The organism is Planococcus donghaensis (assembly GCF_001687665.2).
GTDB lineage: Bacteria > Bacillota > Bacilli > Bacillales_A > Planococcaceae > Planococcus > Planococcus donghaensis.
Window position 1 is genome coordinate 1,381,837 of record NZ_CP016543.2, and the last position, 11,920, is coordinate 1,393,756.

Sequence of the window (11,920 nt, forward strand, 5' to 3'; positions counted from 1 at the left end):
TCATGAGCCGGCTTTTCTTTGCACTTTAATGAAACTGAAAAAGCCATTTCCAATTTAGGAAACAGCTTTTGTTTAAGTGCATTTATTTTTTGTTTTTTCGGAAGCTTTTTAGCTTTTCATAAATCCCGGCGAATTTCTTTTCTTCACCAGCAATGACTGGTTTGTAGAATTCTGCTTTTTTTACTTCTTTTGGTAAGTAGTCTTGATCTGCCCAGCCACCAAACGAACCTACCGGTGTGTCGTGCGGATAGCGATAGCCACCATGACCGAGTTCTGCGCTTCCGGCATAATGGGTATCACGTAAATGCATCGGGATGTCACCGACTTCACCTTTGTTAATGGCACTAGTCGCGGCATCAATGGCTTTATAAGCCGAATTGGATTTTTCGGAAAGACACATTTCAGCAACTGCTTGTGCGAGTGGAATACGGGCTTCTGGTAAACCAAGGCGGTCCGCTGCTTGGCACGCTGCAAGCACGTGACCTCCAACGGCTGGGTTGGCAAGTCCAATGTCTTCGTATGCCATAACGAGTAAACGTCTAGTCACTGCTGTTAAATCACCATTTTCAAGCAAGTGCGCCAAGTAATACATCGCGGCATTCACATCACTACCACGTACTGATTTTTGCAAAGCAGAGAGCAAATTGAAAAAGTGAGAGCCTTTTTTATCGCCAAACACACCAACACGTTTGATCATTTGTTCGACCATTTGATCTTCCACTATAAATTTCCCATTAATTTCATCAGATGCGATAACAATTGATTCCAGCATCGTCAATGCTTTTCGCGCATCACCATTTGTGCCTTCTGCAATGCGTTCAACTTGTTTTTCGGAAATCTCAATTTGTTCGTTGCCAAGTCCTCGTTTTGGTTCGGTTAAGGCAGCGTTTAAAAGCTGAACGATGTCTTCGTGGGTTAAACGTTTTAACTGTTTGATTTCCCCGCAACGTGAACGAATCGCAGGATTGACATCATGAAATGGATTTTCAGTCGTCGCACCAATCAATACAATCGCGCCACTTTCGACGTGCGGCAGTAAGGCATCTTGTTGTAATTTATTAAAGCGGTGGATCTCATCGAGAAACAGCAGCACTTTACCGGTCATCCGAGCTTCGGTAACGACTTCTTCGACATCTTTCTTGCCAGAAGTTGTGGCATTCAATGCGATAAATGGTAAGTTTGACGTTCCGGCAATAGCATGAGCGATAGAAGTTTTACCAATTCCAGGTTCACCATATAACAGCATGGACGGGACATGTCCGTTGCTGATCATTTTATACAAAGCCGTATGCGGTCCAATTACGTCTTTTTGTCCGACAACTTCATCAATTGTTCGCGGACGCATACGAAAAGCTAAAGGCTCGTTATGCATGAGAAAACTCCTTTCGTACATTCGTTCTATCAGTATAGCGTTTAGGATTTCAAAAGTCATTGCAAGTCCATTCGTGTCGAATTATGCTATACTGTTTTGAAGAATAAACGTAGTTAAACGGGAGATTTTTCGATGTATTATTAGCATTATTCTGTTAATAAAACTAGACGCATGTAGTAAATTGTTCAAGAAGAGTAAATTGGATTTCTTCTCAAGAATAATTGATTTGTTTCAAACAAGTATGGAGTAAACTAGTGGAGACTCCCGCAGGAAAGCGCAGCTAGTTTACGGAATACCAATCTTATGAATATTATCAAACTTAGAGGTGTAGGTGTACTCATGAAAATATCAACAAAAGGCCGTTATGGGCTTACGATTATGATCGATCTTGGAAAACATTACGGCGAAGGTCCATTGCCGCTTCGTAAAATTGCAGCGCAAAATGAGCTTTCTGAAGCTTATTTAGAGCAACTAGTCGGTCCGTTGCGAAACTCAGGGTTGGTTAAAAGTGTCCGCGGGGCATATGGTGGCTATATGTTAACGCGTCACCCAAAAGAAATTTCAGCTGGAGATGTGATTCGTGTTCTTGAAGGACCTATTCAACCAGTGGAAGGCATCGAGGACGAAAAGCAACCACAGCGTGAGCTATGGGTGCGTATTCGGGATGCAGTGAAAAATGTGTTGGACACGACCACCATCGAAGACTTAGCTAATGCTGAAAACGATGAAACTGAAAACTATATGTATTATATATAAGGAGTTTACAAATTATGAATCGAATATATTTAGACCATGCGGCAACTTCGCCAATGCATCCGGAAGTGATTGCTACTTTTTCTGAAGCGCTTGGCTCAGTTTATGGCAATCCTTCTAGCATTCATACAACCGGTAGAGCAGCACGCAAAGTGTTGGACGATGCACGTAAATTATTGGCTAACAGCATTCATGCAGATGACAACGAAATCATCTTTACGAATGGTGGAACAGAAGCGGATAACTTAGCGATTTTTGGAACGGCTGCAAAAAAAGAGGGCAACCATATCATCACAACAGTTATTGAACACCATGCGGTCTTGCATGCTTGCGAAAAACTAGAGCGTGAAGGATATGACGTAACCTATTTACCTGTGGGCGAAAATGGTAGTGTGCGAGCAGAAGACGTGAAAAATGCGCTTCGTGACGATACAATTCTAGTATCGATTATGATGGGCAATAACGAAGTTGGAACCATTCAACCCATTGCCGAAATTGGTGAAGTGTTAAAAGATACAGATGTGACGTTCCATACGGACGCGGTTCAAGCATTTGGGATATTGCCAATCGATGTCAACAAGTTAAACGTCGATTTATTATCGGTTTCTGCCCATAAACTAAATGGCCCTAAAGGCGTTGGCGTTTTATATCAACGAAAAGGAACGGCACTTTCTCCACTTTTATACGGTGGAGAGCAAGAACGTAAGCGTCGCGCGGGAACAGAAAACGTGCCGGCGATTTCGGCATTTGCAAAAGCAGCCGAAATTGCACTAGCGACGATGGAAGAGAAAAACGCCACTTACGAGCAGTTTAAAACAATTTTCAAAGACGTTTTAGACAAACAAAACGTTGATTATAAAGAAAACGGCAGTAATTCCATGCCGCATATTTTAAATCTCAGCATTTCAGGCATTGAAATCGAGTCGTTTTTGATCAACTTGGATTTAGCGGGAATATCAGCTTCTAGCGGATCGGCGTGCACAGCGGGGTCAATCGATCCTTCTCATGTACTCGTTGCCATGTATGGTGAAAAAGCTACTGAAATCCGCAATTCCATTCGATTTAGTTTCGGTTTAGGATTAACGTCTGAAACGATTGAACAAGCTGCCGAAAAGACAGCGCAAATCAGCCAGCGTTTGGCATTAAAATGAAAAGGTGAATAAAATGACAAAAGCACCACAAGATACACGAGTTGTTGTCGGCATGTCCGGAGGGGTCGACTCTTCGGTTGCTGCATATTTATTGAAAGAACAAGGTTACGACGTTATTGGAATCTTCATGAAAAACTGGGATGATACCGATGAAAATGGCGTATGTACCGCTACAGAAGATTACGAAGATGTTATTCGCGTATGCAACCAAATTGGCATTCCGTATTATGCAGTGAACTTTGAAAAACAATACTGGGACAAAGTCTTTACGTATTTCTTAGAAGAATACAAAGCTGGCCGCACACCAAACCCAGACGTTATGTGCAATAAAGAAATTAAATTTAAAGCATTTCTTGAACACGCATTAAGTTTAGGTGCTGATTATTTAGCAACGGGGCATTATGCACAAGTAGAGCATGCTGAAAACGGCGAAACAAAAATGTTGCGTGGCAAAGATAACAATAAAGACCAAACCTATTTCCTCAACCAATTAGATCAGCAGCAATTGTCGAAAGTAATGTTCCCGATTGGTCACATGGAAAAGAAAAAGGTTCGTGAAATCGCACTAGAAGCAGGACTTGCGACAGCTACGAAAAAAGATTCTACTGGTATTTGTTTTATTGGGGAACGTAACTTCAAAGAATTTTTAGGTCAATATTTGCCAGCACAACCAGGGCAGATGGAAACGTTAGAAGGCGTGAAAATGGGTACGCATGACGGTTTAATGTATTACACGATCGGTCAACGCCAAGGCCTTGGCATTGGCGGAGCAGGAGACCCTTGGTTTGTTATTGGTAAAGATTTAGAGCGCAACGTTTTATATGTTGGGCAAAACATTCATCACGATGCCCTTTTCTCAGATAGCTTATCTGCGGTAAACTTAAGTTTCACATCGAATACTCCACCAAGCGGCATTTTAGAGTGTACTGCGAAATTCCGTTACCGTCAGCAAGATGTAGGCGTTTCTGTAGAATTTAGAGGCGGAGAAGCAATCGTTACGTTTGCAGAACCGGTACGCGCAATTACACCGGGTCAAGCAGTAGTCTTTTATGACGGTGAAGAATGTTTAGGTGGCGGAACCATCGATCACGTTTTTAAAAACGGTGCACGATTGGAATATGTAGGTTAATGGGAGAGACAGCAATGAATTATAACGAAATTGGAATTCAAGCCTTGCAAGAAGGCCGTACAGAAGAAGCCATTCAAGCTTTTACACAAGCAATTGAAGAAGAGCCGGAAAATCCACTAGGCTATATTAATTTTGGCCATGTGTTAACGTCGATGGACGAAATCGATCGCGCTGAGCGCTTTTTCCAAAAAGCCATTACCTTAGATGATACGTCAGCGACGGCTTTTTACGGTTTAGCTAATTTATATTTTAATTCAGAGCGTTATTCAGAAGCGTTGAAACTTTACGAAAAAGCATTGCAATATGAGATTGAAGGCGCAGATGCGCATTTCATGATCGGCAAATGTTTTGAGAAAATGGATCAGCCTAAATTAGCGTTACCGTATCTACAGCGCGCAGTTGAATTGGATGAAACAGATGTTCAAGCTCGTTTGAGTTACGGCATTAGCTTAGCTTCTATGGAATTGTTTCAGCTAGCAGAACCACAATTTTTAGAAGTGATCAGAAGAGATCCGAATCATTCGGATGCCCATTACAATTTAGGTGTTCTTTATGCGGTTTCAACAGATCGTAAAGAAGACGCTATGTATCACTTGAAACAAGCGTATACGTTAGATGAGCGCAACGAAATGGCGCGTTATGCTTACGATATGATTGCAACAACTTTGGAATAGCTATAGGAATAGGAGACGACAGACATGACCGGACAAATCGATTTATTTCAAGAAGAAAAACAATTTGTATTAGGGCGTCCTGTCGTCTCAATTTTTCATAATCCTCAAAATTTATTCTCCATCGCGAAAGTGAAAATCCAAGAAACCAATACCCCTTACACCGAGAAAGAAATCATTGTTTCTGGTTATTTCCCCATGTTGACTCTTGAAGAGCAATATCGTTTTACCGGCGTGGTAAAAAATCACCCGCGTTACGGTGTTCAATTTCAAGTAGAAACATTTACTAAAGAAGTGCCTGAAACCGAACAAGGCATTATTCATTATTTATCGAGTGACATGTTTAATGGCATCGGCCAGAAAACTGCTGAAACCATTGTTAAAAAGTTGGGTAAAGATGCTATCAAAAAGATTTTAGAAGACCCAGATTCCTTAGACAAAGTTCCGCGGTTATCCGATGAAAAAAAAGATACGATTCGTGCCACGCTTCAAATGAATTTAGGCCTTGAACGCGTCATGATTCAATTAAACGACTGGGGCTTTGGTCCACAAATCGGCATGCGTATTTATCAAGCGTACCGTGAAGAAACAATTGATATTTTGACAAAAAACCCATTTCAATTGATTGAAGAAATTGAAGGAATAGGGTTTCAGCGTGCTGACGAACTCGGGATGAAACTAGGCATTACAGGAAGTCACCCGGACCGCATCAAGGCATCTATTTTACATATCCTTAACCAAGCTTCGTTATCGGATGGACATGTCTATGTTGATGCCAAAACGTTGATCCCAATGGTCAAAGAAATGCTTGAAGCACGTCAACAAGCAGAAATTCCGGTTGAAGCCATTTCGAAAGCCGCAATCGAACTAAATGAAGAAGGCAAAGTGGCTGGAGAAGAAACCCGGCTTTATTTGCCATCGCTCTATTATTCAGAAGTGGGCATCGCGACAAAATTAGAAACCTTATTATTAGAACAAGAATCACGTGCGAAATTCCCGAGTTCTGAAGTTCGAAAAGCGCTCGGTGAAGCAGAAGAGCGACTAGGGGTTAATTATGCTGAGACGCAAATTGACGCGATCGAAAGTAGCATCAATTCATCGGTCATGATTCTTACAGGGGGACCGGGTACGGGCAAAACGACCGTCGTTCGCGGACTTGTAGAAATTTATGCCGAACTGCACGGATTGTCACTAGATCCAAAAGAATACGCCAAAAAACAAGAACCATTTCCAATTATTCTCGCAGCTCCAACAGGACGTGCGGCAAAGCGTTTGAGTGAATCAACTGAACTGCCAGCCATGACGATTCATCGTTTACTCGGTTTTAATGGCCAAGAAAAAGACGAAGAAACCGAAAAAGAAATCGAAGGCAAATTGATCATTATCGATGAAATGTCAATGGTCGATACATGGCTGGCACATCAATTGCTAAAAGCTGTGCCAGAAGATGCGCAATTGATTTTTGTTGGCGACCAAGATCAACTGCCACCAGTAGGACCAGGACAAGTATTGCGTGATTTACTCGAATCAAAACGGATACCCACAGTCGAATTGACCGATATCTACCGACAATCTTCAGGTTCATCCATCATAGAACTCGCGCACCAAATGAAAAACGGCCAATTGCCAGAAGACATCACAGCGAAAACGTCAGACCGTTCTTTTATCAAAGCTGGCGCTGACCAAATTCCTATGGTTGTTGAAAAAGTTGTGAAAAGTGCATTATCCAAAGGGCATTCAATCAGAGACATTCAAGTGCTCGCCCCGATGTACAAAGGACCTGCAGGAATTGACGCCTTAAACCGACTGATTCAAGAAATGGTCAACCCAAATCCAGACGGCAAACGAAAAGAGTTAGTATTTGGGGACATTACTTATCGTATTGGCGATAAAATATTACAGCTTGTCAACCAACCCGAAAGCAATGTTTTTAACGGCGATATGGGCGAAGTTGTCGCCATCATGAAAGCAAAAGAAACAGTCGAAAAACAAGACATGTTGGTCGCTTCTTTTGACGGCATCGAAGTCACATATGAACGCAGCGATTTAAACCAATTAACATTAGCGTATTGTTGTTCGATCCATAAATCGCAAGGCTCGGAATTTCCAACCGTAATTATGCCAATTGTTCGAGGTTATATGAAAATGCTGCGCCGCAATTTACTTTATACTGGTATCACGCGAAGCAAAGACTTTCTCGTGCTGTGCGGGGACCCAGGGGCATTCCGCTACGGTGTCGAGCGGACAGACGACACGCAGCGCATGACCACCTTGCAAAGCCGTCTAGCAATCACTACTGAAGAACCCAAAACCGAACAGCAAACAAAACAACAAGAAGAAACAAAACAAAGCGGACCGGTGAGCCTAACAACCGAAAACGCCCACTCGATCCACCCAATGATCGGCATGGAAGGCATTACTCCGCAAAAATTCATGGAAGCTTAATCATTCATTTTTGAAAGAAGATATTTCGCAAAATAGCTACGCTTTCCGCGGGCTTGCGCTGACCTAACTCAGGCTTTGCGCCCGAGTGGATTTCAGCACTTTGCTTTCCCACAGGAGTCTACGCTATTTTGCTACATATCTTAATGTCTAGTATTAGAAGAAGAACGTAAGGCGGCGACTCCTGGGGAGAAAGCACGAGCTGAAGACCCTGGACTGAGCGCAGCGAAGGAAGCGGCTGAAGCCGTGTCCCCGGAAAGCGTCCGCCTGGAGCGATTTCTTTACGTCACTATTGACATCCCACAAAGCTTTTTCTATAATTCAAATTAGACTGATAGACAAACACATTGATGGAGACAGTATAAAATCGCAACGGACAGAAACAGGACCCTAGGCTGAAAGGTCCCGACGACATTCGATTTTAGAAAGCTACTCCGGAGTGCAGCTAATCCCTGCCGTTGAACCGCGTTAAGGTGTTCGAGAGACACATTGCCACCAGCTTTGTGTAACTAGGGTGGTACCGCGAAATAAAGCCTTCGTCCCTTTTTTGGGATGGGGGCTTTTTATATTGTAGAGGAGGAAAAAAAGATGAAAAACTTGAAAGCTGAAGACATTAGACAAATGTACATTGATTTCTTTAAAGAAAAAGGGCACGATCAGGAGCCAAGTGCACCACTAGTGCCTTTTGAAGATCCTTCTCTTTTGTGGATCAACAGTGGTGTTGCTACTTTAAAAAAATATTTTGATGGCCGAGTGATTCCAAACAACCCGCGTATCGTCAACGCACAAAAATCAATTCGCACGAACGATATTGAAAACGTCGGAAAAACAGCACGTCACCATACATTTTTTGAGATGTTAGGAAACTTTTCAATTGGTGAATACTTTAAAACAGAAGCTATCCACTGGGCTTGGGAATTCTTAACGGATGAAAAATGGATTGGTTTTGATGCGGATAAATTATCAGTAACCATTCACCCAGAAGATGAAGAAGCGTATGCAATTTGGTTAAATGAAGTAGGCGTTCCAGCTGAACGAATCATTCGTTTAGAAGGGAATTTCTGGGATATTGGAGAAGGCCCAAGTGGTCCAAACTCTGAAATCTTCTACGATCGCGGCGAAAGCTATGGCAATGACATGAGGGACCCTGAACTATACCCAGGTGGCGAAAACGAACGTTATTTAGAAATCTGGAATTTGGTGTTTTCGCAATTTAATCACAACCCGGATCATACGTATACATTGCTTCCGAAACAAAACATTGATACAGGAATGGGATTAGAGCGTATGGCTTGTGTGGCGCAAGACGTGCCAACAAACTACGATACTGATTTATTTATTCCAATTATCAAAAAAACAGAAGAAATTTCTGGCAAGAAATACGGAGAAAATACGGAAATGGACATGGCATTCAAAGTAATTGCTGACCATATTCGTACTGTGGCGTTTGCGATTGGGGACGGCGCACTTCCATCAAACGAAGGTCGTGGCTATGTATTGCGCCGTTTGTTGCGTCGTGCAGTTCGTTTTGCGAAAAAACTAGGTGTGGAACAACCATTTATGTATGACTTAGTACCAGTTGTTGGTGACGTAATGAAGAGCTTTTACCCAGAAGTTAACGCGAAACAAGACTTTATTATTCGCGTGATGAAGCTCGAAGAACAACGTTTCCATGAAACGCTTCATGACGGCTTAACTATTTTGTCGTCTGTCATCGAAAAACAAAAAGCTGCTGGGCAAAATGAAATTCCAGGTGAAGATGCTTTCCGTTTATACGATACGTATGGCTTCCCAGTTGAGTTAACGGAAGAATACGCAGAAGAAGAAGGCATGGCGGTAGATCACAAAGGGTTTGAAACAGCGATGCAAGAACAGCGCGATCGTGCACGAAATGCGCGTCAAAACGTCAATTCGATGCAGTCTCAATCCGAAGTGTTAGGAAATATAAAAGAAGCTAGTGAATTTATTGGCTATAGCCAAACGGTTTCAGACGCTAACGTTTTGTTCATCATTAAAGACGGAGAACTTGTCGATAGCGCACAAGAAGGCGAAGAAGTAGAAGTTATTTTAGATCAAACGCCATTTTATGCTGAAAGTGGCGGTCAAATTGCCGATCGCGGAACTTTGAGTAATGATTTTGTTCAAGCTTCTGTATTAAATGTTAAAAAAGCACCTAATGGTCAAAACTTGCATTCTGTCCGTGTTGATACGGGAGAATTGACGAAAACGTCCGTACAAGCGCAAGTAGATGCTTCAGAACGTCGTCATACGGTGAAAAACCACACAGCGACGCATTTATTGCACCAAGCGTTAAAAGACGTCTTAGGAACCCATGTAAACCAGGCGGGATCATATGTGGGACCAGACCGTCTTCGTTTTGACTTTTCTCATTTTGGTCAAGTGACAAAAGAAGAACTTGAAACGATTGAACAAATCGTTAATGAAAAAGTATGGGACGGCATTGCAGTTCAAACAGGTTACCACAACTTGCAAGAAGCGAAAGAAATGGGCGCGATGGCATTGTTCGGCGAGAAATATGGAGATGTCGTACGTGTGGTAGAAATTGGTGGCTATTCGCTAGAGTTGTGTGGTGGCGTCCATGTATTAAACACTTCAGAGATTGGATTGTTTAAAATTGTTTCTGAGGGCGGTATTGGTGCAGGTATTCGCAGAATTGAAGCAGTAACTGGTAAAGGTGCATATGAAAACTTAAAAGATAGTGAGAACATTTTAGAAAGTGCAGCTGGACTATTAAAATCTTCTCCAAGAGATATGGTTCAAAAAGTACAAACAGTTCAAACAGAAATGAAATCATTGCAACGTGAAAACGAGTCTTTGCTTGCGAAAATTTCCAATGCTCAATCTGCAGGCATTCTAGATGCAGCGCAAAAAGTAGGCGATATTACCGTGCTGTCGGTTAAAGTAGAAGCAAAAGACAATAACCAATTGCGCCAGATGATGGACGACTTGAAGTCGAAAATGGATAAAGCGGTCATCGTGCTCGGTGCAACAGATAGCGACAAAGTAATGTTAGCAGCTGGAGTTACAAAAGATTTGGCTGGTGGAGATTATCATGCTGGACAAATTGTTAAACACGTAGCAGAGCAGTGTGGCGGTAAAGGTGGCGGTCGTCCAGATATGGCAATGGCAGGCGCTAAAGATGCAAGCAAGTTAGAAGAAGCATTAAAATCGGTATACAGCTTAGTTAAATAGGTTTAATAAATCCACGCTATCGGTTATAATGAAAAACAGACAGCAGGAGCAATTATTTCTATTTAAAATCCGAAAGCGAGGTGCTTGTCGTGAGTTCATTTGATCGCACAATGAAATTCGATTCGTCTGATGAGTCGATGGAAAAAGAAGTCAAGCAAGTAATGCTTCAGGTACATTCTGCACTTGAAGAAAAAGGCTATAACCCGATCAATCAGATTGTCGGATATTTATTGTCAGGTGATCCGGCTTATATTCCTCGCCATCAGGATGCGCGAAATATGATTCGCAAACTGGAACGGGATGAAATTCTGGAAGAGCTTGTAAAGTTCTATATTAAAAAGAATAACGAGGAATAATGATGCGTATAATAGGACTTGATGTTGGTTCAAAAACAATCGGAGTTGCCATTAGTGATCCGATGGGGTGGACAGCCCAAGGAATTGAAACCATCAAAATAAATGAAGCAATTGAAGAGTTCGGAATGGAACGCCTAGGTGAACTGATAAAGCAGTATGAAGTGACTGAAGCGGTAGTTGGCTATCCAAAAAACATGAACAATTCAATCGGGCCACGTGCTGAAGCATCCGAAAAGTTTGCAGCTTTGCTTAAAGAAGCGTATAGTATACCGGTGGTGCTTTGGGATGAGCGGCTAACGACGTCGGCAGCAGAGAAGATGTTAATCTCCGCAGATGTCAGCCGTAAAAACCGTAAAAAAGTGATCGACAAGATGGCAGCAGTAATGATACTGCAAGGTTATCTTGATTTTAAAAAATAATGAGGTGACGTAAATGGAACACGGACAAGAACACATTACAGTCGTTGATGAAAACGGCAACGAGCAACTATTTGAAGTACTATTTACATTTGAGTCAGCAGACTTTGGAAAATCATACGTTTTGTATTTCCCAGTTGGCGCTGAAGAAGATGAAGAAGGCGAAATTGAAATTCATGCATCTTCATTCACTGAAAACCCTGAATCAGAAGACACTACAGTAGGTGGCGGAGAGCTTCGCCCAGTAGAAACTGACGAAGAATGGGACATGATTGAAGAAATGTTAAACACGTTCCTTGACGAAGAAGAAGAAAACGAAGAGCTTTAAAATGTGAAGGACGGAATTGATTGTTGATTCCGTCTTTTTCTTTTGTGCACTTTTCTTGTATACTAATAGAAGTTGGACAAAATAGGCCA

At 42.1% G+C, this 11,920-nt stretch carries 10 protein-coding genes; 9 read left to right on the top strand and 1 reads right to left on the bottom strand.

What is annotated here, in order from left to right:
• Positions 1 to 82 precede the first annotated feature (82 nt).
• A complete protein-coding gene (locus BCM40_RS06900; RefSeq protein ID WP_065526577.1) occupies positions 83 to 1,372 on the bottom strand; it encodes a replication-associated recombination protein A in 1,290 nt (429 codons plus the stop codon).
• 339 nt (positions 1,373 to 1,711) lie between these two features.
• On the opposite strand from BCM40_RS06900, the gene cymR reads away from it, so the two are divergent.
• From cymR to BCM40_RS06945, 9 genes are all read left to right on the top strand, one after another.
• Positions 1,712 to 2,128, top strand: a complete 417-nt coding sequence (cymR, locus tag BCM40_RS06905; RefSeq protein ID WP_065526576.1) for a cysteine metabolism transcriptional regulator CymR — start codon at positions 1,712 to 1,714, stop codon at positions 2,126 to 2,128.
• Positions 2,129 to 2,142: 14 nt separating this feature from the next.
• A complete protein-coding gene (locus BCM40_RS06910; protein WP_065526575.1) occupies positions 2,143 to 3,276 on the top strand; it encodes a cysteine desulfurase family protein in 1,134 nt (377 codons plus the stop codon).
• A gap of 13 nt (positions 3,277 to 3,289) precedes the next feature.
• A complete protein-coding gene (gene mnmA / locus BCM40_RS06915; RefSeq protein WP_065526574.1) occupies positions 3,290 to 4,405 on the top strand; it encodes a tRNA 2-thiouridine(34) synthase MnmA in 1,116 nt (371 codons plus the stop codon).
• 14 nt (positions 4,406 to 4,419) lie between these two features.
• Positions 4,420 to 5,079 carry a tetratricopeptide repeat protein gene (locus tag BCM40_RS06920; RefSeq protein ID WP_197681402.1) on the top strand — a complete coding sequence of 220 codons (660 nt, stop codon included), beginning with the start codon at positions 4,420 to 4,422 and terminating at the stop codon, positions 5,077 to 5,079.
• A 24-nt stretch (positions 5,080 to 5,103) separates the two neighbouring features.
• Entirely contained in the window at positions 5,104 to 7,521 is a 2,418-nt protein-coding gene (recD2, locus tag BCM40_RS06925; protein WP_065526572.1) for an SF1B family DNA helicase RecD2, read from the top strand.
• Between the two features lie 585 nt (positions 7,522 to 8,106).
• Positions 8,107 to 10,731, top strand: coding sequence for an alanine--tRNA ligase (gene alaS / locus BCM40_RS06930; RefSeq protein ID WP_065526571.1), 2,625 nt, complete (start codon positions 8,107 to 8,109; stop codon positions 10,729 to 10,731).
• 89 nt (positions 10,732 to 10,820) lie between these two features.
• Complete coding sequence (locus tag BCM40_RS06935; RefSeq protein ID WP_038705389.1) at positions 10,821 to 11,087, top strand: IreB family regulatory phosphoprotein; 267 nt, start codon at positions 10,821 to 10,823, stop codon at positions 11,085 to 11,087.
• A 2-nt stretch (positions 11,088 to 11,089) separates the two neighbouring features.
• Positions 11,090 to 11,506, top strand: coding sequence for a Holliday junction resolvase RuvX (ruvX, locus tag BCM40_RS06940; RefSeq protein WP_008431553.1), 417 nt, complete (start codon positions 11,090 to 11,092; stop codon positions 11,504 to 11,506).
• A 13-nt stretch (positions 11,507 to 11,519) separates the two neighbouring features.
• Positions 11,520 to 11,831, top strand: coding sequence for a DUF1292 domain-containing protein (locus tag BCM40_RS06945; RefSeq protein WP_065526570.1), 312 nt, complete (start codon positions 11,520 to 11,522; stop codon positions 11,829 to 11,831).
• Positions 11,832 to 11,920 lie beyond the last annotated feature (89 nt).